General features: G+C 67.2%; 23 protein-coding genes. 11 read left to right on the top strand and 12 right to left on the bottom strand.

The window, feature by feature from the left end; genetic code table 11:
- Nucleotides 1-223: 223 nt before the first annotated feature.
- From ACYQ3G_RS14375 to ACYQ3G_RS14390, 4 genes are read left to right on the top strand one after another with little or no spacing between them, the layout of a single operon-like run.
- Entirely contained in the window at nt 224-1,393 is a 1,170-nt protein-coding gene (locus tag ACYQ3G_RS14375) for a BMP family lipoprotein (protein ID WP_459826736.1), read from the top strand.
- A gap of 1 nt (nt 1,394) precedes the next feature.
- A complete protein-coding gene (locus tag ACYQ3G_RS14380) occupies nt 1,395-2,861 on the top strand; it encodes an ATP-binding cassette domain-containing protein (RefSeq protein WP_459826738.1) in 1,467 nt (488 codons plus the stop codon).
- A complete protein-coding gene (locus tag ACYQ3G_RS14385; protein WP_459826740.1) occupies nt 2,851-3,891 on the top strand; it encodes an ABC transporter permease in 1,041 nt (346 codons plus the stop codon). Before ACYQ3G_RS14380 ends, ACYQ3G_RS14385 begins: the two co-directional genes overlap by 11 nt.
- Nucleotides 3,891-4,874 (top strand): ABC transporter permease, encoded by a 984-nt coding sequence (locus ACYQ3G_RS14390; RefSeq protein ID WP_459826742.1) that lies wholly within the window; start codon nt 3,891-3,893, stop codon nt 4,872-4,874. Before ACYQ3G_RS14385 ends, ACYQ3G_RS14390 begins: the two co-directional genes overlap by 1 nt.
- A gap of 24 nt (nt 4,875-4,898) precedes the next feature.
- On the opposite strand, the gene ACYQ3G_RS14395 is transcribed toward ACYQ3G_RS14390, so the two are convergent.
- From ACYQ3G_RS14395 to ACYQ3G_RS14410, 4 genes are all read right to left on the bottom strand, one after another.
- On the bottom strand, nt 4,899-5,564 hold the full coding sequence (locus ACYQ3G_RS14395) for a class I SAM-dependent methyltransferase (RefSeq protein WP_459826744.1): 666 nt from the start codon (nt 5,562-5,564) through the stop codon (nt 4,899-4,901).
- Nucleotides 5,565-5,755: 191 nt separating this feature from the next.
- The gene (locus tag ACYQ3G_RS14400; protein WP_459826746.1) at nt 5,756-6,103 is read right to left on the bottom strand and encodes a cytochrome P460 family protein; all 348 of its coding nucleotides are present in this window, start codon (nt 6,101-6,103) and stop codon (nt 5,756-5,758) included.
- Nucleotides 6,104-6,140: 37 nt separating this feature from the next.
- Nucleotides 6,141-6,824: a Crp/Fnr family transcriptional regulator gene (locus tag ACYQ3G_RS14405; protein ID WP_459826748.1), complete on the bottom strand. Its 684-nt coding sequence runs from the start codon at nt 6,822-6,824 to the stop codon at nt 6,141-6,143.
- Nucleotides 6,825-6,835: 11 nt separating this feature from the next.
- Nucleotides 6,836-7,540 (bottom strand): class I SAM-dependent methyltransferase, encoded by a 705-nt coding sequence (locus tag ACYQ3G_RS14410; protein ID WP_459826750.1) that lies wholly within the window; start codon nt 7,538-7,540, stop codon nt 6,836-6,838.
- 241 nt (nt 7,541-7,781) lie between these two features.
- Here ACYQ3G_RS14410 and ACYQ3G_RS14415 point away from each other — a divergent pair, with 241 nt between their 5' ends.
- From ACYQ3G_RS14415 to ACYQ3G_RS14435, 5 genes are all read left to right on the top strand, one after another.
- Nucleotides 7,782-8,999 (top strand): ATP-binding protein, encoded by a 1,218-nt coding sequence (locus tag ACYQ3G_RS14415; RefSeq protein ID WP_459826752.1) that lies wholly within the window; start codon nt 7,782-7,784, stop codon nt 8,997-8,999.
- Between the two features lie 45 nt (nt 9,000-9,044).
- Nucleotides 9,045-10,670 (top strand): fatty acid--CoA ligase, encoded by a 1,626-nt coding sequence (locus ACYQ3G_RS14420; protein ID WP_459826754.1) that lies wholly within the window; start codon nt 9,045-9,047, stop codon nt 10,668-10,670.
- 116 nt (nt 10,671-10,786) lie between these two features.
- Nucleotides 10,787-12,508 (top strand): PAS domain-containing sensor histidine kinase, encoded by a 1,722-nt coding sequence (locus ACYQ3G_RS14425; RefSeq protein ID WP_459826756.1) that lies wholly within the window; start codon nt 10,787-10,789, stop codon nt 12,506-12,508.
- Nucleotides 12,509-12,734: 226 nt separating this feature from the next.
- Nucleotides 12,735-13,721, top strand: coding sequence for a zinc-dependent alcohol dehydrogenase family protein (locus ACYQ3G_RS14430; RefSeq protein WP_459826758.1), 987 nt, complete (start codon nt 12,735-12,737; stop codon nt 13,719-13,721).
- An 83-nt stretch (nt 13,722-13,804) separates the two neighbouring features.
- The gene (locus tag ACYQ3G_RS14435; protein WP_459826760.1) at nt 13,805-14,770 is read left to right on the top strand and encodes a zinc metalloprotease HtpX; all 966 of its coding nucleotides are present in this window, start codon (nt 13,805-13,807) and stop codon (nt 14,768-14,770) included.
- A gap of 99 nt (nt 14,771-14,869) precedes the next feature.
- On the opposite strand, the gene ACYQ3G_RS14440 is transcribed toward ACYQ3G_RS14435, so the two are convergent.
- Entirely contained in the window at nt 14,870-15,703 is an 834-nt protein-coding gene (locus tag ACYQ3G_RS14440; protein ID WP_459826762.1) for a TIGR02285 family protein, read from the bottom strand.
- A 200-nt stretch (nt 15,704-15,903) separates the two neighbouring features.
- Here ACYQ3G_RS14440 and ACYQ3G_RS14445 point away from each other — a divergent pair, with 200 nt between their 5' ends.
- Entirely contained in the window at nt 15,904-17,187 is a 1,284-nt protein-coding gene (locus ACYQ3G_RS14445) for a 4Fe-4S dicluster domain-containing protein (RefSeq protein ID WP_459826764.1), read from the top strand.
- Nucleotides 17,188-17,224: 37 nt separating this feature from the next.
- Here ACYQ3G_RS14445 and ACYQ3G_RS14450 read toward each other — a convergent pair whose 3' ends face one another.
- The 7 genes from ACYQ3G_RS14450 to metX form a co-directional block, all read right to left on the bottom strand.
- Complete coding sequence (locus ACYQ3G_RS14450; RefSeq protein WP_459826766.1) at nt 17,225-18,760, bottom strand: MltF family protein; 1,536 nt, start codon at nt 18,758-18,760, stop codon at nt 17,225-17,227.
- A gap of 169 nt (nt 18,761-18,929) precedes the next feature.
- A complete protein-coding gene (locus tag ACYQ3G_RS14455) occupies nt 18,930-19,301 on the bottom strand; it encodes a YidH family protein (protein WP_028576744.1) in 372 nt (123 codons plus the stop codon).
- A gap of 21 nt (nt 19,302-19,322) precedes the next feature.
- Nucleotides 19,323-20,426 carry a 6-phosphofructokinase gene (locus tag ACYQ3G_RS14460; protein ID WP_459826768.1) on the bottom strand — a complete coding sequence of 368 codons (1,104 nt, stop codon included), beginning with the start codon at nt 20,424-20,426 and terminating at the stop codon, nt 19,323-19,325.
- 160 nt (nt 20,427-20,586) lie between these two features.
- Nucleotides 20,587-20,862 carry a DUF4242 domain-containing protein gene (locus tag ACYQ3G_RS14465; protein ID WP_028576741.1) on the bottom strand — a complete coding sequence of 92 codons (276 nt, stop codon included), beginning with the start codon at nt 20,860-20,862 and terminating at the stop codon, nt 20,587-20,589.
- Between the two features lie 244 nt (nt 20,863-21,106).
- Nucleotides 21,107-22,375, bottom strand: coding sequence for an O-acetylhomoserine aminocarboxypropyltransferase/cysteine synthase family protein (locus ACYQ3G_RS14470; protein WP_459826770.1), 1,269 nt, complete (start codon nt 22,373-22,375; stop codon nt 21,107-21,109).
- A gap of 37 nt (nt 22,376-22,412) precedes the next feature.
- The gene (metW, locus tag ACYQ3G_RS14475; RefSeq protein WP_459826772.1) at nt 22,413-23,045 is read right to left on the bottom strand and encodes a methionine biosynthesis protein MetW; all 633 of its coding nucleotides are present in this window, start codon (nt 23,043-23,045) and stop codon (nt 22,413-22,415) included.
- Entirely contained in the window at nt 23,035-24,168 is a 1,134-nt protein-coding gene (gene metX, locus ACYQ3G_RS14480; protein ID WP_459826774.1) for a homoserine O-acetyltransferase MetX, read from the bottom strand. Before metX ends, metW begins: the two co-directional genes overlap by 11 nt.
- Before the next feature lie 149 nt (nt 24,169-24,317).
- Between metX and ACYQ3G_RS14485 the strand changes: the two genes are divergently transcribed.
- Nucleotides 24,318-25,877, top strand: a complete 1,560-nt coding sequence (locus tag ACYQ3G_RS14485; RefSeq protein ID WP_459826776.1) for a glycerol-3-phosphate dehydrogenase/oxidase — start codon at nt 24,318-24,320, stop codon at nt 25,875-25,877.
- The last annotated feature ends 15 nt before the right edge of the window (nt 25,878-25,892 follow it).

Here is a 25,892-nt window from a genome sequence, read left to right on the forward strand (position 1 = left end):
GAGTTGGCAACGCCGAACGCGTCTTTGCACACACGGCGAAGCGATCTCCCGCCACGATCGGCGCGGGCCGAACCACCTGTTGACTTCACGGCCCATGGTGGCAAAGTCGGGGTTTACTTTTCCGCCCCGCACACCTATTTGACCCGGCTTCCGCAGGCCTCCGGCCGCGCGGAAGCCACATCCCGGCGCGGCACGATCGCGCCCGCACCCTTCGGAGGAAAGCATGAAGCGTCTGCTGGTTTCCCTGGGTCTTTCGGCCCTGCTCCTGTGTCCGTCCATGGTCATGGCCAAGGACCTGACCATCGGCCTCATCCTGGTCGGCCCCTACAACGACAAGGGCTACAGCCAGGCCCAGTACGAAGGCGGCAAGTACGTCGAGGAGAAGCTCCCCGGCGCCAAGCTCATCTACCTGGACAAGGTCAACCCGGCCGACCGTCCGGGCCTGACCATCCCGCAGGTCGTCGACGATCTCGTCGAGAAGGGCGCCGACCTGATCATCGCCGGTTCCGACGACATGAAGGACGGCATCCGCGAGGCCGCCAGCCTCCACCCGGACAAGACCTTCATCCACGCCTCGGGCGACGACGTCCTGACCGGCAAGGCCCCGGCCAACCTGGGCAACCTCTTTGGACGCATGGAATACGGCAAGATGATGGCCGGCTTCGCCGCCGCCCTGACCTCCAAGACCGGCAAAATCGCCTACCTGGGCCCGCTGATCAACGAGGAGACCCGCCGCCTGGCCGCCTCCGCCTTCCTGGGCGCGCGCTACGCCTGGACCGAGGTGCTCGGGCATAAGGCCGAGGACCTGCAGTTCAAGGTCAGCTGGATCGGTTTCTGGTTCAACATCCCCGGCGTGACCACGGACCCGACCCAGGTCGCAACGTCCTTCTTCGACGGCGGCTACGACGTGGTCATCTCCGGCATCGACACCCCCGAGGCCTCGACCGTGGCCCGTCAGAAGCGCGACCAGGGCCGCGACGCCTGGGCCATCCCCTACGACTACGCCAAGGCCTGCGAGGGCCAGGGCCCGACCTGCATCGGCGTGCCCTACTTCAACTGGGGCCCGGACTTCCTGCGCCAGGCCAAGGCCGTGCAGGGCGGAACGTGGAAGCAGGATTTCGAATGGGTCGCCCCCCACTGGGCCGACATCAACGACCACGACGCCTCCATTGTCGGCTTCATGGCTGGCGAAGGCCTGAGCGCCGAGAACAAGGCCAGGCTCGACGCCTTCGTCGCCGACCTCGGCGCCAAGAAGGTCAACCTGTTCAAGGGACCGCTCAACTTCCAGGACGGCTCCGTCTTCCTGAAGGAAGGACAGGAGGCCACGGACGAGCAGGTCTGGTCCCTGCCGCAGCTGCTGCAGGGCATGGAAGGACAGTCCAGCGCCAAGTAAGATGATCGTCCTCACCGACATCACCAAGCAGTACGGCCGGGTCCAGGCCAACGACTCCATCAGCCTGACCCTGGAACCCGGCCGCATCTACGCCCTGGTGGGCGAGAACGGGGCCGGCAAGAGCACGCTCATGCGCATCCTTGCCGGCCACACCGTGCCCGACTCCGGGACCATCGCCGTGCGCGGCGCGTCCCACGCCAGGCTGACCCCGGCCCTGGCCGCGAGCCTGGGCGTGGGCATGCTCTACCAGGACCCCCTCGACTTCCCGGCCCTGCCCGTGTGGGAGAACTTCAGACTGGGCGGGACGGCCCGCACCAGGGACCAGGTGGTCGACAAGCTGGGCGAGCTGTCCAACCACCTGGGCGTGTGCTTCCTGCCGGGCGAACCCATCGCCGCCCTGACCGTGGGCGAGCGCCAACTGCTGGAGCTTCTGCGCCTGCTGGACCTCGGCGCCACGACGCTCATCCTCGACGAACCCACCACCGGCATCACCCCCGAGCAGAAGCGCAGCCTCTTCGGGCTGCTGACCCGCCTGGCCCGCGAGGAGAACCACACGGTGGTGCTCGTGACCCACAAGCTTTCCGAGGCCCTGGAGATGGCCGACGCCATCTTCGTCATGCGCCAGGGCCGCCTCGTGTCGCGCCTGGAGACGCCCTGCGGCGAGGACGAGCTGGTGCGCCTCATGTTCGGCGAGGCCGTGGACCGGGCCGGGGACGTCCCGCCCGTGTCCGCCCCGCAGACGCGCCGGATGGTCCTGGACCGGGCCGTCTTCGCCGGACCCAAGTACCATCTGGGCCCCCTGAACATCGCGGCCGCACCGGGCGAGATGATCGGCTTGGCCGGCCTCGACGGCAGCGGGCAGGAGCTCTTCCTGCGCGGTCTGTGCGGCCTGGACCGCCTGGCCGAAGGCGGGCTTGAGCTCGACGGCCGACGCTTCGAGCGCAACGACTTCAAGACACTGCACAAGGCCGGCGTGCACTTCGTCCCGGCCGACCGCATGAGCCAGGCCCTCTTCCCCGACCTGTCCATCCGCGAGCACATCCTCCTGGCCTTCCCGGACCAGACCGGGCGGCTGGAGGACTTCCGGCGTGAACAGTGCGAAGGGCGCTTCAACCTGCGCGCCCACCCCGACACCCCGGCCAAGTCCCTCTCGGGCGGCAACCAGCAGCGCCTGCTCCTTTCCCTGATCCCCGACGGCGCCCCGCTCCTGCTCATGGAACACCCCACGCGCGGCCTGGACGCCGGCTCGTCCCTGCAGGTCTGGGAGCACCTGCGCGAGCGCTGCCGTGCCGGCGCCACGATCTTCTTCTTTTCCCCGGACCTCGACGAGGTCATCGAACACAGCCACCGGGTCCTGGTCTTCTACGACCGCATGCTCGTGGCCGACGTGCCGCGCGCCCAGGCCACGGTCGAGACTCTGGGCGCCCTCATGGCCGGCAAGAACCTGGAGGCCTGGCATGCCGCGTAGCGCCTGGCTGGAACAAACCCTGTGGATGCTGGCCGCCCCCGCCCTGGCCCTGATCCTGACGGTCCTCGTGGCCCTGCCCTCGGGCGCCCCACCCCTGCAGACGCTGCAGGTCCTGGTCCTGGGGGGGCTCGGGTCCATGTCCAAGTTTGGCCAGGTGCTCACCGTCTTCGTGCCCCTCATGCTCTGCGCGGCCGGCCTGCTCGTGCCCTTCACGGCGCGGCTGTGGAACATCGGCATCGAGGGGCAGGTGGTGCTCGGCGCCATCTTCTGCACCGGGGCGCTCATGCCCTTCGATCAGGGCGGCCCGGCGCACATCGCCCTGGCCCTGGCGGCCGGGATGCTCGGCGGGGCGCTGTGGGCCCTGCTGGCGGGGGTGCTGAAGACGTGGGGGCGGGTGCACGAGATATTTTCGGGCCTGGGCCTCAATTTCGTGGCCATGGGCCTGACCATCTGGCTCATCTTCGGCCCCTGGAAACGCCCGGGCGTGGCCTCCATGAGCGGCACCGAGACCCTCGACATGTCCCTGTGGCTGGACCGCATGGGCCGCCTGGCTTCCAGCTGGACGGCCTTGGCGCTGGCCGCGGCCGCGCTGGTGCTGGTCGCCGTCCTGCTGACGCGCACCCAGTGGGGCCTGGGCCTGAAGGCCGTGGGGCAGAACCCAAAGGCCGCGCGCCTCTTCGACCTGAGCCCCAGACGGCGCATGCTGCAGGCCTTCGCCCTGTGCGGGGCATTGGGCGGCCTGGCCGGAGCCGTGCAGGTCCTGGGCGTGTACCACCGCCTGCTGCCGAGCATCTCCTCGGGCTACGGCTACACGGCCCTGCTGGTGGGCATGATGGCGTCCTTCCGCATCCTGCCCGTGCCCTTCATCTGCCTCTTCTTCGCCGTGCTGAACGTCGGCTCCATCCAGCTGCCCCTGCAGCTGAACCTGGACTCGTCCTTCAGTGGCGTCATCCAGGGCCTCATGGTCCTGTCCGTGTTCGTGACCCAGGGCCTGCGCGCCTGGCTCATCCGCCGCAGGGAGGGATGCTGATGCACGAATTCGCCCTCGTCCTGGCCGGCATCCTCCTGGCCGGCGCGCCCCTGGTCCTGGCGACCCTGGGCGAGACCATCACCGAGAAGGCCGGGGTCATCAACCTGTCCCTGGACGGCTCCATGCTGCTCTCGGCCATGGCGGCCTTCGCCCTGGCCTCGGCCACGGGCAGCCCCTGGACGGGCGCCCTGGGCGGCATGGCCGTGGGCGCGGCCGCGGCCGCCGTGCTGGGCCTGACCAACATTTACCTCGGACAGTCGCAGCTGGCCGTGGGCTTCATCCTGACCCTGCTGTGCCGGGACCTGGCCTATTTCCTGGGCCATTCCTACTCCCGCCAGCCCGGGCCGACGCTGGGCCTGTGGGGCATCCCCGGCCTGTCGGACACGCCCGTGCTGGACGCCCTGCTCGGACGGCAGTCGCCGGTGGTGGCCCTGAGCCTGGCGGCCATCGCGCTGTGCTGGTGGTGGATGTACAAGACGGTCGGCGGCATGCGTCTGCGCGCCGTGGGCGAATCGCCGCGGGCAGCATTCGGCCGCGGCATCCGCGTGCGATTGACGCGGCTCGCGGCCTGTCTGATCGGCGGGGCGCTGGTCGGCCTGGCGGGAGCGGCCTATTCCCTGGCCGTGAAGCCGGGCTGGGGACGGCCCCAGGGCTGCGAAGGCGCGGGCTGGATCGCCCTGGCCATCGTCATCTTCGGCGGCTGGCACCCGGTGCGGGCGGCCATTGGCGCCTACTTCTTCGCCGCCCTGCAGGTCTCGGGCATCTACCTGCAGGAGCTCTTCCCCTCGGTCCCGGCCCAGGTCTTCCAGGTGGCGCCCTTCCCGATGATGATCGTCACGCTCCTGGCCGTAAACCTCGGCCGCGTGTCCTTCGTGCAGGACATGATGCGCCGCTACCCGTTCCTGAAACGCTTCTCGGGCAGCTGGCCCATCACGTCGCCTGCGGCGTTGGGGCAGGATTTCGATCCGAAGAAGGGGCTGTGACCGTGCCGGGACGACGCCTGAAACTCAGCACCCCGTGCGCGTGTCTCGCCTTTCCGCGGCGGGTTGGCAGGGCTTGGTGAAGTGAGCCGTGTAGGCGATGCTGTTGCCGAAAAATTCCGCCTCCAAGAACCCTGCTTCACGCGCAAGGGCGGTCACCGTCCCGCGGGTCTGAAAATGAGGGTCGAAGACGATCTCCGTCACCGACAGGATGCCCCCGGGCCTGAGCGCTCCGAAAATCTCCCGCAGTGACGCCGCACGGTCCGGAATCTCCCCCAGGACCGTCACCAGAAGCGCGCGGTCGAAGGCTTTCTCCGGCAGATTGCCATCGCCGAGGCCGGCCTGCAGGAACTCGATATTGGTCATCCCCTGGGTGAAGGCCTTTTCCCGCACGCGCGCGAGCATGCCGCCCTGGATGTCCGTGGCCAGCACCCTTCCGGCGGGGCCCACGGCCTGTGCGGCAGGGATTGTCAGGCGACCCGGGCCGCAGCCCGCGTCAAGGACGGACATGCCCTCCTCCAGACCAAGGTGTTCGATGATGAAAGCCGCCCGGTTGGTCCGGGCGAACGGATTGTCCAGCTCCACCATCCAGCGCAGCCAGACAGGACAAGGCAGATTCCGACGACGGGAGCCCGCCCGCCATGCGAGAAAGACGAGAACCGTCGCCGCCGCCAGAATCAGGACGCCATCCACTCTTGCCTCCGTTACCCGGACCGGATGTTCCAGCCCACTCCGTCAGAGCCTTACCGAGGGAACACCGCCGGCACGGTGAAGACCCAGTCCCTATCCCGCACCGGGGCATGGCAAGACGTGCAGACTTCGGGCCCCTTGTCGAAGGGCTTCTGCTCCATGCCCAGCCAGCGTCCCCATCCCCTGCCGCAGGTCTAAGCGAACTTCTTCGAGTCCTTGAACATGAACTCGGCGTGAACCAGCTCGCCCGGGACCTTGGCCTCGGGCCAGGCATCCAGGTCGACGGCCTTCCAGACCACCTTGCCGAGCACGGTGCCGTCGGGCCACGGGTTGGTCCGCCCGGCCCGGACCGCCTTCACGGCCACGTCGTTGCCGACGATGAGCCGGACCGTCTCGTTGTCCGTGCGATGGGCCACTGAGATGGCCGCCCAGTCCTGCCAGCCCGCCGGGTAGCCGATGCCGTTGGACGGGGCCGGCCCGTCGGCCGCCCAGGCCGCCACGACGGTCATGCAGACCGCCGCCAGGGTGATGATCATCCGCATTTTGCCGCTCCTTGTTGCGTGTCCTTCGTTTAGACAGCTACAATCGGCACTCACCTTCCGCCAGGGACCTGAGCCTGTCCATGTCCAGGATGCTGATCTCCTTGCCCTGGACCTCGATGAAACCTTCCTGGCTCATCTTGCCAAGCACCCTCGAGAGCGTTTCCTGGGACGTGCCGAGGATGTTGGACAGCACGCCCTTGGTCACGCTCAGCTTGACCCTGGCCGAGACGGGCTTCAGGGACTGCTGGTGTACGAGGTAGGTGGCCAGGCGCTGGGGGATCTCCTTTAAAGACAGGTTCTCGATAAGGACCGTGAATTCGCGCAGGCGCCTGGACAGCACGGCCAGCATGTTCATGGCCAGGGACGGGCTCTCGCGATAGAGTTCGATGAGCTTCTTGCGCGGGAAAAAGTAGAGCCCGGCCTTGCCCATGGCCTGGGCGTTGGCCGGATAGGTCGTGCCGGCGAAGACGGGCACCTCGCCCACGGGGTCGCCGGGGCCAAGAATGTGCAGGATCTGTTCGCGGCCGTCGAAGGACATCTTGAAGACCTTCACCTGCCCGCTGGCCACGACGTAGAAGCCGACGCCCTCCCTGCCCTCCTGGAAGAGCATGTCGCCCTTGTCGAACTCGCGCGGCTCGCCGATGCCTTCCAGCCGCCGCAGCTCCTCCTCGGGCAGGCCACGAAAGAGCGTGCTCTGCCCCATGATCGCCATGAAATCCATCCGTACCGTCCTTATCTGGTGAAAACGAAGATGTTGGCGGAGAACACGTCCGGGTCGAACCCGCTGCCGGCGTAGTCCGAGACGTGCTCGACCAGCCTGAAGCCGCGCGCCTCGTGCCCGGCCAGCATTGCGGCCGAGGCCAGCGGGTGCAGGCGGACCTGGTCGTCGAAGACCCGCCGGCCCTCGATGTCCAGGCCCGTGCGGAAGGTCAGGCCGTCGGGCGTGATGCCCTCGTAGGCGCGGTGAAAGACCGCCCCGTCCATGACCTTAGCCGGGAAGGTGAAGGCGGGCAGGCCCAGGACGTAATCCCAGTTCATGACCTGCACGATCCAGACACCGCCGGGCATAAGCCTCGCGGCCACGTTCTCGACGCACCCCCAGAACCTGTCGCGGGGCAGGTGGGCGGCCGTGTTGCCGATGGAGTAGATCATGTTCCACGGCCCGCCGAGGGTCGGGAACTCCGCCATGTCCAGGACATGGAACTCGGTCTCGGGCCCGCGCGTCCTGGCTTGGGAGATCATGGCCGGATCGAGGTCCACGCCCACGGCCCGCACGCCGTCGCGGGTGAAGGCGGCGCAGTAGTCGCCCGTGCCGCAGCCCAGGTCCAGCACCGGCCCGCCCCGGTCGCCGAGGTGATGGTTCAGGAAGGCGTAGACGCCCGGACTGAAGGGAAAGATGCGGTCGTACCACTCGGCGAACTTGGAATACATGGACATGGCGGCCTCCTTGTCGTGAACGCGAATCAGAACATCCTGATATGTCCGACCCGCCCCGAGGTCCAGCCCGAAGGGGCGGAAAGCCCGCCTTCACCATGACTGAACGCGCCGAACGAAACCGGGGGCAGTACTGCAAGAGACGAAAATCGTCGACTTCGTGGATGAAAATCGTCCACTTAATGGATGATTTTCATCCACTCAATGGTTGATTTTCATCCACACAACCCGTACATTCCCCTCCATGTACACACGCCATATCTCATCCAGCATCTTGGAATCACTGACAGATACGCCCGTCATACTCATACGTGGCGCCCGCCAGACCGGCAAAACGACTCTGGTTCGGGACCTGATGCCGGAGCACATCTCGTCGGAATACGTCACCCTGGACAACGCCGTCGCGCTCTCGGCGGCCCAGAACGACCCGGCCGGGTTCATCGCGGGTATCGGTAAACCGGTCGTCATCGACGAAATCCAGAAAGCGCCGGAGCTCCTGCCCGCCATCAAGGATCATGTGGACCGGGACCGTACACCCGGCCGCTTCATCCTGACCGGCTCCGCCGACATCATGTCCGGTCTGCGCGTCTCCGACTCCCTGGCGGGCCGCATGGAGATCTTCGACCTGTGGCCCCTGTCCCGGGCGGAAATCAACGGATCAGACGCCAACCTCGTGGACGCCTTGTTCGGCCCGAACCTGGACTGGCCCGCGCCGACTCAGGCCGATGTGATGAACGCCGTGCTCACGGGCGGCTACCCCGAAGCGCTGGCCAGAAGCGGCGAACGGCGCAGGCAAGCCTGGTTTTCCGCGTACGTGACCACCATCGTGGAGCGCGACGTGCGCGACATCTCGAGCATCCAGGATCTGGCCGCCATGCCGCGCCTGCTCCAGCTTCTGGCCTCGCGCACCGGCCAGATCCTGTCCTATGCCGACATCTCCCGCGGCCTGACCATCCCCCAGACGACGCTCAAGCGCTACATGGCCATCCTGGAGGCCACGTTCCTCATTCGCGAACTGCCGGCCTGGGCCGTGAACATCGGCAAGCGGATCACCAAGGCCTCGAAGCTCCTCTTCTCGGACACGGGTCTGGCCGCCCATCTGGCAGGGATGAACCCCGACCGGCTGACGCGCGACCGACATGCCTTCGGACACCTCCTTGAAAATTTCGTGGTCTGCGAGATGGCCAAACACGCGACATGGTCCCGCAGCAGGGTCGCTCTGAGCCATTTCCGGTCCCACACCGGCCAGGAGGTCGACCTCATCCTGGAAGACCCGGCCGGCAACATCGTCGGGGTGGAGATCAAGGCCTCGGCCTCGCCCACAGCGTCGGACTTCAAGGGTCTTAAGCTCCTGGCCCAGTCGTGCCCCGGAAAATTTCTGCGGGGCGTCGTCCTGCACCTCGGCCACGACACCGTCCCATTCGGAGAAAACCTCCATGCCCTGCCCATTGCGGGCATGTAGCGGAACGCAGTGCACCATCAACACGTCAGACATCAAAGGACAGCAATGAATCCGACCCAGCAGCTCCTCATCAAGAATATCCTCCAGGCCCCCATCCAGGACGACCCGGACCAGGAGATCGTCTACGCAGGGACGCTCCGCTTCACCTATGCGCAGTTCCGCGAGCGCGTGGCCCGTCTGGCCGCGGCGCTCCTGGCCCAGGGCGTGGGGCCCGGCGACACCGTGGCCGTCATGGACTACGACAGCCACCGCTATCTGGAGTGCTACTTCGCCATCCCCATGATCGGCGCGGTCCTGCACACCATCAACATCCGCCTCTCGCCGGAGCAGATGGTCTACACCATCGGCCACGCCGAGGACGACGTCATCCTCGTCAATTCCGACTTCCTGCCCCTGCTGGAGCAGATTCGAGGTCGGCTCGACACGGTGGAGAAGTTCATCCTGCTGACCGACGGCGGCGACGCGCCCGCCACGTCCCTGCCCCTGGCCGGCGAGTACGAGGCGCTCCTGGCGGCAAGCTCCCCCCTGGCCGACTTCCCGGACTTCGACGAGAATACCCGCGCCACGACCTTTTACACAACCGGCACCACGGGCCTGCCCAAGGGCGTCTTCTTCAGCCACCGCCAGCTCGTCCTGCACACCCTGGCCGGCCTCGCCGCCCTGGGCACCAACGCCACGCAGGGGCGCTTCCACCGCGAGGACGTGTACATGCCCATCACGCCCATGTTCCACGTCCACGCCTGGGGCATCCCCTACATGGCGACCATGCTCGGCGTGAAGCAGGTCTATCCCGGCAGGTACGTACCCGAGGCGCTGGCCCGGCTCATCAGTGCCGAAAAAGTCACCTTCAGCCACTGCGTGCCGACCATCCTGCACATGCTCCTGACGGACCCCAAGTGCGTGCAGTACGACCTGCGCGGCTGGCGCGTGGTCATCGGCGGCGCGGCCATGCCCAAGGCCATCTGCGCCGCGGCCCTGGAGCGGGGCATCGACGCCTTTACGGGCTACGGCATGTCCGAGACCTGCCCCATCCTGAGCCTTTCCCACCTGAGCGACGCCGAGCTGCAGCTCGACCGCGAGACGCAAATCGCCCTGCGCACCCGCACGGGCAAGGCCCTGCCCATGGTGCGGCTGCGCCTGGTGGACGACGAGGGGCTGGAAGTCCCGAACGACGACAAGGCGCCCGGCGCCCTGCAGGTCCGCGCGCCCTGGCTGACGGCCTCCTACCTGAAGGACGAGAGCAACTCCAAGCGGCTGTGGACCGACGGCTGGCTGAACACCGGCGACGTGGCCTGCCGCAACGCCGAAGGCAGCCTGCGCATCACGGACCGCACCAAGGACGTCATCAAGGTCGGCGGCGAGTGGGTCAGCTCCCTGGAGATGGAGGACATCATCCTGCAGCACCCCGACGTGGCCGAGGCAGCCGTCATCGGACGGCCCGACCTGCGCTGGGGCGAGACGCCGCTGGCGCTGGTAGTTCCCAAGCCCGGCGCCGCCCCCCAGGAGAAGGAGATCGTCCAGCACGTCAAGGGCTTCGTGGACAGGGGCGTGCTGCCCAAGGAGGCGGTCCTCCTGCGGGCCCGCCTGGTGGACGCCATCGCCCGCACCAGCGTAGGCAAGACCAACAAGGTGGCCATGCGGGAACTGTACCTGCGAGACATCGAGGAGTAGCAGGAACGCCATCGCGGAAAAGTCGTGTACCGGCTTTTCCGCGATGGAGCCCCGGCTTCCGCGCGACAGACGAGAAAAGGCCCAAACGACCACTTCCCATCCTGGGGGCAGATGACATGCCGATCGACATTCGAACCCTGACCCTGCTGCTGGGCCTGGCCCTGGCCCTGCAGACCGTATCCCTGACCATCCAGTACCTCCTGAACCGGTCCCGGCCGGGCCTGGGCTGGTGGCTCTGCGCCACGGGGCTCGGGGCGCTGGGCTTCGCCGTCAACATCCTGCGCGACCACCCCGTCCTCGGCCCCGTCTGCATCCTGGCCGGCAACGCGTTCTTCGTCGGCGGCCACTGCGCCGCCCTGATCGGTACGCGCCGCTTCTTCGGCCGCCCCGCGGGGTTCAAGCCCATCCTGGCCGTCTGGACGCTTCTGGTTCTCGTGGCCGCCGCCTTCATCTGGATCGACGACTGCCTGACCTGCCGCTGGGTCAACGCATCCTTGGGCGTGGCCCTCCTTGCCCTGGCCGTGGCCCGCGATTTCCTGCGCTTCCGGACTGCGGAGCACCGGGCCGCGGCGATCTTCCTGGCCGCGACCTTCGGCCTCCACGGAGCCTTCTTCGCCGCGCGCGGCCTCCAGCCCCTCTTCGGTCCGGGCATCGGCGACTTCTTCACCCCTTCGGGCATGCAGATCGCAACCTATCTGGTCACACTGGTTTCGACCACCCTGTGGACCTACGGCTTCATCATCATGGTCAACCAGCGTCTGCTGGCCGAGAACCGCGACGCGGTCCGCAACATGGAACTGATCTTCAACACCAGCCCCGATGCGGTCTCCATCACGCGCCTCGGGGACGGCGTCTTCGTCCGCGTCAACGACGGGTTCACGGCCATGACCGGGGCCGACCGCGAGGACGTGATCGGCCGCAACACGCAGGAGTTGAGCGTGTTCGACGACCCGTCGGCCCGCGAGCGAATCATCGCCCTTTTGCGCACGACCGGACGCTGCGACAACGAGGAGGCCGTCTTCGTGCGTCACGACGGGACCCGGGTCATGGGCATGGTCTCGGCCAAGGTCATCGATCTCGACGGCGAGCCGCACGTGCTGAGCGTGGTCCGCGACATCACGGAACGCAAGCGGGCCGAGAACCTGCGCGTGGAGATCGAACGCATCATGCAGCACGATCTGCGCTCACCGGCCGCATCGGCCGTGGCCCTGGCCCGGTACTTCGCCGAAAGCCCGGCCATGAGCGAAGCCGAGCGGTCCATGGCCCGCAAGCTGGAACTCTCGGGCCAGCACATCCTCGACACCCTGAGCATCAACCTGACCCTGCACCGCATCGAGGCAGGACAATACCTGTCCTCCCAGAGCGGGCTGGACGCGGCCGCGATCCTGCGCGACATCGCCGACCGGCTCCTGCTCCTGCCCGAGCACGCCGGCAAAGGCGTGGACATCCTGAGCGCCGGACGGCCGGACCGCCTTGCACCCTGCATCTGCATGGGCGACGAGACCCTGCTCCGCCTCGCCCTGCAGAACATCCTGCTAAACGCCCTGGAGGCATCCCCGCCCGGCGGACGTGTGGCCGCGGCCCTGGAATGCTCCGGCGCGTGCCGGATGACCATCCGCAACCAGGGAGCCGTGCCGCCCGCCATCCGGACCCGCTTCTTCGACAAGTACGTGACCATGGGCAAGATCAAGGGCACGGGCATCGGCACCTACTCGGCCCGGGTCATGATCGAGGCCCAGGGCGGCGGAATCGCCATGCGGGCCCTGGACGACGAGGACACGACGGAGATCGTCATCGACCTGCCGACCCCGTCTGACAGGAAAGGGTCGGAAACCTGAAACAACGGCTCCACGACACGCGGAAGCGACACGGCATGATCGCCCGGGCATCGGCTTCAGATTTCGGCGGCGCCATGTCGGTTCACGACGTCCACAGTCTGGCCGCCGAGGCCTTGGCCCTGGGTGTGCGGTGGTCACCCTGACGCGGCCTCACAGGCATGGAAAACACTTTCTCTGCGCCGTCGTTTGGGGGTAAGGTGCCCCAAACACGACATGGGAGGAAACCATGAAAGCGCAACTCCTGCATACATACGGCGAGACTCCTGATTTCCGTTCGGGCGAGATCGACGCTCCGGCCCTGAAACCCGGCCACGTGCTGGTGCGGGTGGCCGCCACCAGCGTGAACCCCATAGACATCAAGATGCGAGTCATGCGGCCGGCCTTCGCACCGGCGCTGCCCGCAGTCCTCGGCATGGACGTGGCCGGCGTGGTGGAGGCCGTGGGCGAGGGCGTGGACGACCTGTGGCCAGGCGACGAGGTCTTCGGCTGCGCCGGCGGCATCGCCGACCTGCCCGGGGCGCTGGCCGAGTTCATGCTCTGCGACGCGCGGCTGCTGGCCCCCAAGCCGACGAACCTGACCATGGAGGAGGCGGCCGCCCTGCCGCTGGTAACCATCACCGCCTGGCAGGCCCTCTTCGACCGCGCCCGGGTCACGCCTGGGCAGTTCGTGCTCGTCCACGCCGGGGCCGGGGGCGTGGGGCATGTGGCCGTGCAGCTGGCCAAGGCCGCGGGAGCCCGCGTGGCGGCCACCGTGTCCTCGACGCAGAAGGCGAATCTGGCCAGGGAATTGGGCGCGGACAAGGTCATCGACTACCGTCAGGAGAAGCCCGAAGCATACGTAGCCAGGCTGACGGACGGCAAGGGTTTCGACATCGTCTTCGACACCGTGGGCGGGGCCAACCTGGACGCATCCTTCGCCGCGGCCGCTTCAGGCGGGACCGTCGTCTCAACCAACACGCGTTCCACCCACGACCTCTCACCCATGCATGCAGGCAGTCTGACCCTGTCCGTGGTCTTCATGCTTCTGCCGCTGCTCACCGGCCGGGGGCGCGAGGCCCACGGGGAGACCCTGCGCCAGGCCGCGAAGCTGGCTGCCGGCGGCAGGCTGCGCCCCCATCTCGGGCACAGCCTCTCGTGGCGGGACATCGCCAAGGCCCACGATCTCGTGGCCTCAGGCCGGACCATGGGCAAGGTCGTGGTGCGGATAGACTGACGGCGCCGGACACGGTCCTTGTTTCAGGAGGGATCGTGCTTATGAAAACCCGTCGACCGGCACCTCAAGCAACGGAGCACCCCATGCGCGCCACCTCCATCGATCCCGCCCGCTTCTCCTCCCACCGCGGCCTGAACCGCCTGCAGACCCTGCTGCTGCTCGGCCTCATGACGGGCTACGCCGGCTTCGTCGGCTGGATGCTCTGGGGGCCTAACGGACTGTGGTTTCTCGTGATCTGGGGCGCAGTCCTGCTCCTCTTCTCCCCGCAGCTCTCGGCCCGCTGGGTGCTCAGGATGTACGGCGCCCGCCCCGTTCCCCCGACCCAGGCGCCCGAATACCACCAGGCCCTGTCCGTGCTGGCCGGACGCGTCGGCCTCCCCGGGACGCCGTCCCTGTGGTGGGTGCCGAGCCCCATGGTCAACGCCTTCGCCGTCGGCAGCCGCGACGCCTCGGCCATCGCCGTGACCGACGGCCTGCTGCGCACCCTCTCCCCGCGCGAACTCGTCGCGGTGCTGGCCCACGAGACGGCGCACATCGCCCACGGCGACCTCTTCGTCATGGGCCTGGCCGACGTCATCTCGCGCATCACCTCGGCCATGAGCTTCGTGGGGCTCGTACTCATCTTCCTGTCCCTGCCCCAGGCTCTGGCCGGCGGCGACGTGGACTGGTGGCCCCTCATCCTCCTGTCCGCGGCGCCCCAGGTCAGCCTCCTGGCCCAGCTCGGCCTGTCCCGTACCCGCGAATTCGACGCCGACCTGACCGCCGCCCGCCTGACCGACGACCCCGACGGGCTGGCCTCGGCCCTGCTCAAGCTGGAACGGGTCCAGAACGGCTTTCTGCGGCGCATCTTCTTCCCGGGCCGGGGCCTGCCCGAACCGTCCTGGCTGCGCACCCACCCGACCACGGAGGAACGCGTCAGGCGCCTGCGCGACCTGCGGCCGGAACGGACGCCAGGCGCCTGGGGCGGCTATTCATTCGAACCGCCCTCCTTCCCCCACGTCCGCCTGCGGCAGCGGCCGCGCGGGGGCTGGTGGGGATACTGGTACTGACGTGTGGGATGCCGGCAAGGTGCTGGCAGCGATCCATGTCTGGATTGACGGCGTGAAAAGGCCCGGACCTGCGGCACGAGGCCGCGGTCGGCAGGAAACTCATTTGGCGAGCAGAAATTCGTCGTACATGGCCCGGTAGTCCTCGACGGCCCCGGCGGGAAGCCAGCGTTCGAAGGCCTGCCGGTACTCCTGCGTGCCCCGATGACGCTGCAGCACGGCGTTGACCCGAACGATCATGTCCGATCCCCAGGCGGTGCGCGGCGCGGCGATGCGGCCGACGACCGGGACCAGCGCCTCCTTCAGGGGGACGAGGGCGATGTCGCGCTCCCGGCCTTTCATGCGGGCCACGTACGTGGCTTCGAAGGGGTAGGCCAGCACCCCGTCCACCCTGCCCCGCAGGAGCATGTCCAGCAGGCTGCCGAGCAGGTTGGAGCCCGTGTGGGCCACGATGCGGGGCTGGTCGGGGGCGGTCCGCAGCACGGTGTCCACCTCGGGACCGTAGGACCTGTCCACGGCTACGCCCAGGACCTTCCTGGCCACGAATTCCCGGAGAGCAACCCGGCCGCCCTGAGCGTTGCCCGCATCGTCGGCCCTGATCACGAGGCAGGCCGGCGGAACCAGCACGCATGGAATCGAATACTGCATGCAGGCATCCCGCTCCGGGTTGGGGATGATCCCCACCGCCAGAACCTTCTCCCCTTTTTGCATCCAATTCATGGTCCGGCTCAGGTTGGCGGTCAGGACATGATGGTCCAGGTCGGGCATCTCGCGGCGCATGAGACCGTGGATCATGTCCGACGGCCCCTGCCCGGCGTACGGCCCGTCGACGATGCGCAACGGGGGGAAATCCGCGTGCATCCAGGTCACGGCGTTGGCTGCGACCTCGGCTGCCGGACACGCCCATGGCAGGCCGAGGCAGACGAGGAGGAGCATTGTTTTGCATAAATTCGACAACATACACGAAATGTAAGACAAAACCGCGTAAACTTCAACATTGTTGCCGCCTGTATGACATTCGCGTTCCACGCGAGAGGAGGACACAAGCTGCAACTCCCGGCCAGAATTGCCGAATTTTCGCTTTATTCGGCGGCTCGACAGGCTTATGGTTCGGAAAATTTCACGGAGGAGCCGCCATGTCGCACCACTCGCACCGCTCCGGCTACGCGGAGCTCACCGAACGCCTGAACCGCTGTCCCCAGGGCGCCCCGCCATCGACGTCCCTGCACAAGATCCTGAAGATCCTCTTTTCCGAGCGTGAGGCCGAACTCATCGCCCTGCTGCCCATCAAACCCTTCACGGCCGAGAAGGCGGCCGAAGTCTGGAAGATGGACCTGACGCAAACCCGGAACATTCTCGACGACCTCGCGGGGCGGGCCATGCTCGTGGACATCGTGGCCGAGGATGGAAGCACTACCTACGTCCTGCCCCCGCCCATGGCCGGGTTCTTCGAGTTCTCCATGATGCGCACGCGCGGCGACATCGACCAGAAGGCCCTGGCCGAACTCTTCTACCAGTACCTGAACGTCGAGGAGGACTTCGTCCGCGCCCTCTTTGCCGACGGCGAGACCCAGCTCGGCCGCGTCTTCGTGCAGGAGCCCATGCTCTCGGCCGACAACGCCGTGCACGTGCTGGACTACGAGCGGGCCAGCGAGGTCATCCGCACGGCCTCCCACCGGGCCATCAGCACCTGCTACTGCCGCCACAAGATGCAGCACGTGGGCCGCGACTGCGACGCACCCAAGGACATCTGCATGACGTTCAACACCTCGGCCGCATCCCTGTCCCGCCACGGCCACGCCCGACCCGTGGACACGGCCGAGTGCCTGGACCTGCTGGACCAGGCGCAGGAACACGGGCTGGTGCAGTTCGGAGAGAACGTGCGCGAGCGGGTCAACTTCATCTGCAACTGCTGCGGCTGCTGCTGCGAGGCCATGATCGCGGCCCGCAAGTTCGGCAATCTCCACCCCGTGCACACCACCAACTTCCTGCCCGCGGTGGACGAAAACGCCTGCACCGGCTGCGGCAAGTGCGCGGCGGCTTGCCCCGTGGAGGCCATGGGCGTGGTCTCGGCCAACGACCCGCGCCAGCCCAAGCGCAAGAAGGCCCGCGTGGACGAGAACATCTGCCTGGGCTGCGGCGTATGCGTACGCGCCTGCCCGGACAAGGCCCTGTCCCTCAAGCCGCGGGAGAAGCGCGTCATCACGCCGCTCAACTCCGTGCACCGCACCGTGGTCATGGCCCTGGAGCGCGGCAAGCTCCAGCACCTCATCTTCGACAACCGCGTCCTCTGGAACCACCGCGCCCTGGCCGCAGTGCTGGGCGTGATCCTGAAACTCCCGCCCATCAAGCAGGCCATGGCCACGAACCAGGTCAAATCGCGGTTCATGGAATACCTGGTGCGCAAGTTTCCGGTCTGACGACTTTTGCGACCCGAACGTACGAAATCGCCCGGCGTCACAGCGAACGCAGCCGGTGCCTGGCCCGTTCCCTCTCCTCGGCCCGCTCGATGATCGTCCGGTAGGCCAGGTAATACTTGTAGATGTTGCCCACGTAGCGGACCGTCTCCTGGCCCGTGACCTTGCCGGCGGCGACCTCCACGTTGGCGAACCACTGGTTCGGGTCCAGGCCCATGTCCGCCGCCAGGCGGCGCATGCGCGCCATGTTGCCCGGGCCGGCGTTGTACCCGGCAAAGGCGAAGAGCATGCGGTTCAGGGGGCTGATGGCCGGGTCGTTGTAGTACGTGTCAATGAGATGGCGGTAGTACTTGGCCCCAGCGTGGATGTTGGTGTCCAGCCGCCGAATGTCGGGGAGGTTGATGGGCGGGCCGGCCGCGGTGCTCGGCAGGAGCTGCATTACCCCCACGGCACCTGCCGGACTCCGCGCGTCCTGGTCCAGGCGCGACTCCTGGTAGCCCTGGGCCGCAAGGAGCAAGAAATCCAGGTCGTACTGCCCGCCGTACCTGCGAAAGTACTTCACGGCCGCCTCGAAGCGACGCAGGTCCTCGCTGTCATTGGCGTTGCGCAGGTAGCCGGACTTGGCGAAGTACTTGCGGCCCAGAAAGGCCAGATCCTTCGAGGCGCGATAATGTTTCGCGAAATCGTTGATCAGCCCCAAGAGCTGCAGGCTGTCCTTGCGCACCGCCCAGGCCAGACGCTGGCCCTCTGCCACCACGAGATCTTCGCGGACGCGGATGCCCGGCAGCACCTCGCTCCACAGCCTGGCCCGGTACCTGTCCACCACGGTCAGGGGCAGGAGCCCGGCGCCGACCATCTCCATGATGTCCTCGCTCTCCAGACTTTCGTCGGACGGGCGGATGTCGACCTGCGGCAGACCCTGGGACTCCAGACGCGCGTTCAGCCTCTGCAACGTCTCGAAATAGCTGCTGGAACGCCGCACGTAGACCTCCTGCCCCGAAAGGTCCTCGATGCTCCGCAGCTCGGGCGATTCCGGCCCCGTGACCACGACTTCGCGGACATCCGAGGCCCAGGGCTCGGAAAAGGCCACCAGTTCCTCGCGGCCGGGCGTTATGGACAGGCTGGCCACGACGATGTCCCCCCGCCCGGCATTCAGCGCCGAGATCAGCTCGTCCCGCCGCACGGGGATGCAGATTACATGGACGGGGTACTTGCGGGTCTTGAGGCTCATATTGAGCCACTTTTCGAAAGCCTGAGCCACTTCCGCCGTGAAGCCCTTGGTCACGGCGCCGTCCAGGTAGTAGTTCGTGCGGCTGTAGGTGACCAGGATGCGGATGTAGCGGCGCGTGCGCATCCCGTCGAGGTCGCCGCGCCAAGGCGTGTTCAGGTATTTGAACAGGGCGGCCTCCTGCCGCTCCTGCTCAGCCGCCGACAGTGTTTCCTCGGACAGCGCACCGCTTGGCGCCAGAAGCAGCAGGCTTACGCACAGGGACAGCGCCCATGCGACGAGACGGTTCACGGACCGCCACGTGGAAAGGAGCCGTCCATCGACTGATTCCCCAAGCAATGCATTCATGCCAGCTTCCTCACGGTTCATGCCCCGGGACATGAACATCATTGCATTTGACTTTCCATCCCGACGCGCCGGACATGTACGATTCAGGTGACAGCACGAGGTTCACGTCTATTCCCTGTGAACCATTGTATTCTCGTTTGCGAACGGATGAACGATACCGGAAGCCGTCTCAGAGCACGCCGAGAAAAAGATATCCGCACAGCATCACGCCCATGAAGCCCACAACCACGTTGATGGCCATGGCCGCGCGGGTGTTGTAGCCGACAGGGATGTCCATCTCGTGCAGGGAGGCCAGGAAGTGCCTGTGCTGGAGCACGGAATAGATCTCGACGAAGGCGCCGAGCAGGATGAAGCCCATGCCGCCGATGAAGGACAGGTGCCGCTGGGCCCCGAGCACGCCCTGCACGCCCAGGATCTGCATGTAGAGGCCGAAGCGCTCGACGACGAATCCGAAGGCCATGAGTGAGATGCCCGTCCTGTTCCAGGAGAAGAGCGTGCGCTCCGCGGCGAAGAGCACGCGCGGGTCCGTCTGTCCGGTCATGATGTCCTCCTTGTGGCTCGGCTACATGGCTCCGCGGCCCAGGTTCACGCCCGTGGCCTCGGCCGTGCGGATGAGCTGGTGGTCCAGGGGCACGGTGCGGCACAGCCCGGCCAGTTCCGAGAGGGGCACGAGCACGATGTCCGGCGTCTTCAGGGCGACCATGGTCCCGAACTCGCCGCGCGCCGCCGCGTCCACGGCCGCGGCGCCCAGGCGCGTGCCGAGCACCCGGTCGAAGGCCGTGGGCGAGCCACCGCGCTGGATGTGACCCAGGACCGTGGTCCGCACTTCGAGGGGAATGCGCTCCCGGATCTGGTTGGCCAGGTGGAAGCCGATGCCGCCCAACTGCTCCACGCCCTGCAGGCGGCTGGCGGCCGTGCCCTGGGTGATGCGCTCCCCGCCCTCCTCGCGGGCCCCTTCGGCCACCATGATGATGCTGAACGGGCTCTTGCCGCGGATGCGGTGCTGGATCTTGGTCACCACGTTGTCAAGGTTGTAGGGGATCTCGGGAATGAGGATGATGTGCGCGCCCCCGGCCAGCCCCGACTCCAGGGCGATCCAGCCGGCGTTGCGGCCCATGACTTCGAGGATCATGACCCGGTCGTGGCTGCGCCCGGTGGTGTGCAGCCGGTCCATGGCGTCACAGGCCACCTGCACGGCCGTCTGGAAGCCGAAGGTGTAGTCCGTGCCTTCGAGGTCGTTGTCGATGGTCTTGGGGATGCCGACCACGGGCATGCCCATCTGCTGAAACTTGTGGGCCAGTTCCAGGGTGCCCTCGCCGCCGACCACGAACAGGCAGTCGAGGCCCAGCATCCTGAAGGTGTCCATGGCCTGCTCGGACAGGTCGCTGACCGTTATCTGCCCTTCCTCGTCGAACTCGCGGTAGGCGAAGGGGTTGCCCTTGTTGGTCGTGCCCAGAATGGTCCCGCCCAGGGTCAGGATGTCCTTGGTGTTCCCGGTGGTCAGTTTCATGGTGTGGCCGAAGATGAGGCCGTCGAAACCGTTTTCGAGACCCAGCACCTCGGCGCCGTACTGGATTATGGCCGTACGGGTCACGGCCCGGATGACGGCGTTGAGGCCGGAACAGTCGCCCCCGCCGGTCAGAATACCCACTCGCTTCAAGGCCATGATCCCTCCTGGAAAATGCGATGATTACATGACATTGCCCCTACAACGGGCCGCTTTGCGCGTCCATCCCCCGGGACTCCTGAAAGGCCGAAGGCCTGCCGACATGATGACGGCAGGCCTTCGGATTCTGATCTGTCGAGCGAGGTTCCGGCCCCGCGCCCTACCCCTCGGAGGTCGTCGGGTCGATGATGGTCTTGACCTCGGTCACGCTGTTGGCAGGGAAGCCGCCGCGGGTGGCGTGCTCGCGTACGGCCGCCTCGTTCTCGGCGATGTAGACGCAGTAGATCTTGTCCGGCGTGACAAAGCTCTCCACCCACTGGATGGACGGGCCCATCTCCCTGAGCACGCCGCAGGAATGCTGGGAAATGCCCTTCAGGGTCTCGGCGGACATGCTGCCCGCGCCGGGAATCTCGCGCTCGATGATGTACTTCGGCATACAGTCTCCTTCCGGTTAGAGGACCGTGGCGGGTAAATGCGGGTCATACCGCCACAGGAATTTTCCGCGGAAGCGGTACTTTCAAATACACGGCCAATATGCACCATATCCAGGAAAACCGGGGGATTGGATGCCTGGCGTAGCTCATCGCGAGACGAATGGTGCCCCAAAAAGATACAGTTTCGGCAAATTTCGTATCACTATGATCCACAATCCGGCATCCCATCTCCCCCGCCCGGTCCCGTCACTGCAGAGCCTGGTCCAGATCGGCCAGGATGTCGTCGATGTGCTCGATGCCCACGGACAGGCGCACCAGGTCCGGGGTGATGCCGGCCGCGGCCTGTTCGGCCTCGGACAGCTGCGAGTGCGTGGTGCTGGCAGGGTGAATGGCCAGGGACTTGGCGTCGCCGACGTTGGCCAGGTGCGAGACCAGGCCCAGGCGGTCGATGAAGCGCCGCCCGGCGTCGAGGCCGCCCTGCACGCCGAAGACGACCATGCCGCCGCAGCCGCGCGGGAACATGGTCTTGGCCAGCTGGTGGGACGGGTCGCCCGGCAGGCCCGGATAGCGCACCCAGGACACCTTGGGGTGGGCCGACAGGAATTCGGCCACCTGCAGGGCGTTCTCGCTGTGGCGCTCCATGCGCAGCGCCAGGGTCTCCAGCCCCTGCAGGAAGATCCAGCAGTTGTCGGGCGAGAGGCAGGCGCCGAGGTTTCTGAGCGGCACCAGGCGCAGGCGCATGATGAAGGCCAGGGGGTTCAGCTCGCCCAGGTCGCGGGCGTAGCGCAGACCGTGGTAGGACGGGTCGGGCTCGTTGTAGAGGGCGAACTTGGGGTCGGTCCAGTCGAAGGTCCCGCCGTCGATCACGGCCCCGCCGATGGCCGTGCCGTGCCCGCCGATCCACTTGGTCAGGGAGTGGATGACGATGTCCGCGCCGTATTCCAGGGGCCGGAACAGGTACGGCGTGACGAAGGTCGCGTCCACCACCAGGGGCAGGCGGTGCTCGTGGGCGATGACCGCCAGCGCCTCGATGTTGGCCACGTCCAGGGCCGGGTTGCCGATGACCTCGGTGTAGATCAGCCTGGTGCGCTCGTTGATGGCCGCGCGCACCGCCGCGGGGTCGTGGATGTCGACGAAGCGCGTGGTGATGCCGGCGTCGGGCAGGATGGACGCGAACATGGTGTGCGTGCCGCCGTAGAGGGTCGAGGACGAGACGAGCTCGTCGCCCTGGCGGCAGATGTTGATGACGGTGTAGTGGATGGCCGCCGTGCCCGAAGCCAGGGCCAGGGCCGCCTTGCCGCCCTCGAGCATGGCCAGGCGCGTCTCCAGGGCCTCCTGGGTGGGGCTGCCCAGGCGCGTGTAGATGTGCCCGAGCTGGCGCAGGGCGAAGAGGTCGGCGGCGTGGGCCGCGTCCTTGAACATATAGGCCGAGGTGCGGTGCACGGGCACGGCGCGGGAACCCGTGGCGTCCGGGGCGTACCCTGCGTGCAGGGCCTTGGTCTCGAATCGTTGCATGTTTCCTCCTTTCCGGGCCAGGCCCGAGGTCCGCTCCTCACGCGGCGGTTATCATGAAAACTCCGTATGATGCCAGAAGATTGGGCCAGAAGCGCACCTGTCTGGCCGACCCGTCCGGAGCCGGGTTCACGGCCAGGGAGCGGGTGATGGCGAAAGGCACGGCCCGTGAATATGTCTTGAAATCCTCCAGGCTCAGCACGCGGATGTTGGGCGTGTTGTACCACTGGTACGGCAGTTCCGGCGTAACGGGCACATGGCCCGAGAAGGCCATCTGCAGGCGGACCTGCAGACAGCAGAAATTAGGGAAGCTGACGATGCCCCGCCGTCCGACCCGCAGCATCTGGTTCAGCAGTTCCGTCGGCCTGTAGGCCTGCTGCAAGGTCTGTGACACGACCACGTAGTCGAAGGCCTTGTCCGGGAAGCCGGGGAGCTCCGTGTTGATGTCGCCGTGGATGACCGAGAGCCCCTGGGCGACGCAGGACACCACCTCGTCCTCGTCGTGCTCGATGCCCAGGCCCTTGACCCCCTTGGCGTCCCGCAGGTGGCGCAGGAGCCGGCCGTCGGCGCAGCCCAGGTCCAGCACGCGGCTGCCCGGCTCGATCCAGGAAGCCACGATGCGAAGGTCGAAACGCAGGTCCGGCGCGGCGTCCACGCAGCGTTCAGCAGCCATGCAGCCCTCCCAGGAAGCCGCGGATGACGGTCTCCAGCCGCTCGTCGGGCAGCAGGAAGGCGTCGTGCCCCCACGGCGCGGTGATTTCGCAGAAGCTGACGTCCCGTCCCAGGGTCTTCAGCACGTCCACCACCTGCCGCGACTGGTAGGTCGGGTAGAGCCAGTCCGAGGTGAAGGACACGAGCAGAAAGCGGGCCGCTGTCCCGGCCAGGGCGCGTCTGGCGGGACTTTCGGGGCTGGCCAGGTCCAGGTCGAAATAGTCGGCGGCCTTGGTCACGTAGAGGAAGGCGTTGGCGTCGAAGCGCTCCACAAATTTTTTGCCCTGGTGGTGCAGGTAGCTCTCGACCTGGAAATCGCCCTCGAAGTTGAAGGCGAAGGCCCCGCCGCGCAGCTCGCGGCCGAACTTCACGTGCATGGACTCGTCGGAGAGGTAGGTGATGTGCCCGATCATGCGCGCCACGGCCAGGCCCAGGTCCGGCCGCACGCCGTCGTAGTAGTCGCCGTTCTTCCAGTTGGGATCGCTCATGATGGACTGCCGGGCCACCTCGTTGAAGGCGATGGCCTGGGCCGAGTGGCGGCTCGTGGTGGCCAGGGCGATGATCCCGTCCACCATCTCCGGGTAGCTGGCCACCCACTGCAGGGTCTGCATGCCGCCGAGGGACCCGCCGACCACGGCCCGCAGGCGCTCGACGCCGAGATGGCGCACGAGCTCACGCTGGGCACGGACCATGTCGGGGATGGTCACGATGGGGAAATCCAGGCCCCAGTAGCGACCCGTGGACGGGTTGATGGAGGACGGGCCGCAGGAGCCCATGCAGCTGCCGATGACGTTGGAGCAGATGACGAAGTGCCGGTCCGTGTCGATGGGCTTGCCGGGTCCCACGTAGTGCTCCCACCAGCCGGGCCTGTCGTCGCCGGCATGGTAGCCGGCCACGTGGGCGTCGCCCGTCAGGGCGTGGCAGATGAGCACGGCGTTGGACTTCTCGGCGTTCAGTTCGCCGTAGGTTTCGTAGGCCAGTGAAACGGGCCCCAGCCCCACCCCGCTATCGAGGGCCATGGCGTGGGGCGGGTGCGCGAAGGTGAAGGACTGGGTGCGGACAATGCCGACGGTGGGTTGCGTCATCAGGTTCTCCGTAGTGGCGGACGGGATGCCCGCAAACCGAACTTCTATGAACATCCACCCAGAGGTCAAGGCCGGGGGACTGTGCCGCTCCGTCTGGCCCTCGGCCCGCAGACGTGCTATGGAGCGCGAAAGCAACCACCGGAGGTCCCATGCTCAGAACCGACCTGCTCGAACAGCTCGACACGCCCACCCCGTGGGACATGATCATCATCGGCGGCGGAGCCACGGGCCTGGGCTGCGGCGTGGACGCGGCCAGCCGCGGCTACCGCGTCCTGCTCCTGGAGGAGCGCGACTTCGCCCAAGGCACGTCCAGCCGCTCCACCAAGCTCGTGCACGGCGGCGTGCGTTACTTGCAGCAGGGCAATGTGGCCCTGGTCATGGACGCCCTGCACGAGCGCGGCGTGCTGCTCCGAAACGCCCCCCACCTCGTCTCCAACCAGGCCTTCGTCGTGCCGGACTACGCCTGGTGGGAGCGGCCCTTCTACGGCATCGGCCTCAAGCTCTACGACATGCTGGCCGGCAAGCTCGGCTTCGGCCGTTCGCGCATCCTCTCGCGAGCCAAGACCCTGAACATGATCCCCAACCTCGAACCCACGGACCTGCGCGGCGGGGTCATCTACTACGACGGCCAGTTCGACGACGCGCGCCTGGCCGTCACCCTGGCCCGGACCATGGAGGACCTGGGCGGACTGCCCGTCAACCACATGGGCGTGACCGGCCTGCTCAAGGACGATCAGGGCCAGGTCTGCGGCGTGGAGGCCACGGACTCCCTGACCGGGGACATTCGCCACCTGCGGGCCAAGGTCGTCGTCAACGCCACGGGCATCTTCGTGGACTCGGTCATGCGCCTGGACGACGCCGCGGCCCCGCCGCTCATCGCGCCGTCCCAGGGCATCCACCTGGTCCTGGACAAGTCCTTCTCGCCCGGCGACACGGCCATCATGGTCCCGCACACCGACGACGGCCGCGTCATCTTCCTCGTGCCCTGGCACGGCCGCGTCCTGGTCGGGACCACGGACACGGCCCTGGACGCCCCGGCGGCCGAGCCCAGGCCCATGGACGAGGAGATCGAATTCCTGCTGGAGCACGCCGGCCGCTACCTGACCCGCGACCCGAGGCGCAGCGACGTGCTGAGCGTGTTCACCGGCATCCGGCCCCTCATCCGGGCCCAGGGAACCGACCGCACGGCCTCCCTGTCCCGCGACCATCACCTGACCATCTCCCAGAGCGGCCTGGTGACCATCGCCGGCGGCAAGTGGACCACGTACCGCAAGATGGGGGAGGACACGGTGACACAGGCCGCGCGCCTGGCCGGCCTGCCGTCGCACTCCTGCAAGACCGAGAACCTGCCCCTGCACGGCTGGATGAACGGCCTGGACCCACGCGACCACCTCTCGGTCTACGGCAGCGACATCGAGGATATCCGCGAACTGGTCCGCCACGACCCCGAACTGGGCCGCCCGCTGCACTACAAGCTGCCCTACCTGCGGGCCGAGGTGGTCTGGGCCGTGCGCCGCGAATGGGCCATGACCCTGTCCGACGTGCTGCGCCACCGCACCCGCGCCATCGTGCTGGATGCGGCCGTGAGCATGGAGATCGCCCCCGACGTGGCCGCCATCATGGCCCGAGAACTGGGGCGCGACGCCGAGTGGGCCGAGGAACAGGTCCGCGCCTACCGCGAACTGGCCAGAAGCTGCCTGGCCGAGTGACGCGACCGGGCACAC

The organism is Desulfomicrobium salsuginis (assembly GCF_054657795.1).

Excerpts from the sequence above, each read along its gene's own strand:
- ACYQ3G_RS14405 (WP_459826748.1), bottom strand. The coding sequence starts at position 6,824 with ATGGATTTCATGGCGATCATGGGGCAGAGCACGCTCTTTCGTGGCCTG.
- ACYQ3G_RS14375 (WP_459826736.1), top strand. The coding sequence starts at position 224 with ATGAAGCGTCTGCTGGTTTCCCTGGGTCTTTCGGCCCTGCTCCTGTGT.
- ACYQ3G_RS14470 (WP_459826770.1), bottom strand. The coding sequence starts at position 22,375 with ATGCAACGATTCGAGACCAAGGCCCTGCACGCAGGGTACGCCCCGGAC.
- metW (WP_459826772.1), bottom strand. The coding sequence starts at position 23,045 with ATGGCTGCTGAACGCTGCGTGGACGCCGCGCCGGACCTGCGTTTCGAC.
- ACYQ3G_RS14415 (WP_459826752.1), top strand. The coding sequence starts at position 7,782 with ATGTACACACGCCATATCTCATCCAGCATCTTGGAATCACTGACAGAT.
- ACYQ3G_RS14380 (WP_459826738.1), top strand. The coding sequence starts at position 1,395 with ATGATCGTCCTCACCGACATCACCAAGCAGTACGGCCGGGTCCAGGCC.
- ACYQ3G_RS14455 (WP_028576744.1), bottom strand. The coding sequence starts at position 19,301 with ATGACCGGACAGACGGACCCGCGCGTGCTCTTCGCCGCGGAGCGCACG.
- ACYQ3G_RS14460 (WP_459826768.1), bottom strand. The coding sequence starts at position 20,426 with ATGGCCTTGAAGCGAGTGGGTATTCTGACCGGCGGGGGCGACTGTTCC.
- ACYQ3G_RS14445 (WP_459826764.1), top strand. The coding sequence starts at position 15,904 with ATGTCGCACCACTCGCACCGCTCCGGCTACGCGGAGCTCACCGAACGC.
- ACYQ3G_RS14400 (WP_459826746.1), bottom strand. The coding sequence starts at position 6,103 with ATGCGGATGATCATCACCCTGGCGGCGGTCTGCATGACCGTCGTGGCG.
- ACYQ3G_RS14385 (WP_459826740.1), top strand. The coding sequence starts at position 2,851 with ATGCCGCGTAGCGCCTGGCTGGAACAAACCCTGTGGATGCTGGCCGCC.
- ACYQ3G_RS14420 (WP_459826754.1), top strand. The coding sequence starts at position 9,045 with ATGAATCCGACCCAGCAGCTCCTCATCAAGAATATCCTCCAGGCCCCC.
- metX (WP_459826774.1), bottom strand. The coding sequence starts at position 24,168 with ATGACGCAACCCACCGTCGGCATTGTCCGCACCCAGTCCTTCACCTTC.
- ACYQ3G_RS14485 (WP_459826776.1), top strand. The coding sequence starts at position 24,318 with ATGCTCAGAACCGACCTGCTCGAACAGCTCGACACGCCCACCCCGTGG.
- ACYQ3G_RS14425 (WP_459826756.1), top strand. The coding sequence starts at position 10,787 with ATGCCGATCGACATTCGAACCCTGACCCTGCTGCTGGGCCTGGCCCTG.
- ACYQ3G_RS14435 (WP_459826760.1), top strand. The coding sequence starts at position 13,805 with ATGCGCGCCACCTCCATCGATCCCGCCCGCTTCTCCTCCCACCGCGGC.
- ACYQ3G_RS14450 (WP_459826766.1), bottom strand. The coding sequence starts at position 18,760 with ATGAATGCATTGCTTGGGGAATCAGTCGATGGACGGCTCCTTTCCACG.
- ACYQ3G_RS14440 (WP_459826762.1), bottom strand. The coding sequence starts at position 15,703 with ATGCTCCTCCTCGTCTGCCTCGGCCTGCCATGGGCGTGTCCGGCAGCC.
- ACYQ3G_RS14465 (WP_028576741.1), bottom strand. The coding sequence starts at position 20,862 with ATGCCGAAGTACATCATCGAGCGCGAGATTCCCGGCGCGGGCAGCATG.
- ACYQ3G_RS14410 (WP_459826750.1), bottom strand. The coding sequence starts at position 7,540 with ATGTCCATGTATTCCAAGTTCGCCGAGTGGTACGACCGCATCTTTCCC.
- ACYQ3G_RS14430 (WP_459826758.1), top strand. The coding sequence starts at position 12,735 with ATGAAAGCGCAACTCCTGCATACATACGGCGAGACTCCTGATTTCCGT.
- ACYQ3G_RS14390 (WP_459826742.1), top strand. The coding sequence starts at position 3,891 with ATGCACGAATTCGCCCTCGTCCTGGCCGGCATCCTCCTGGCCGGCGCG.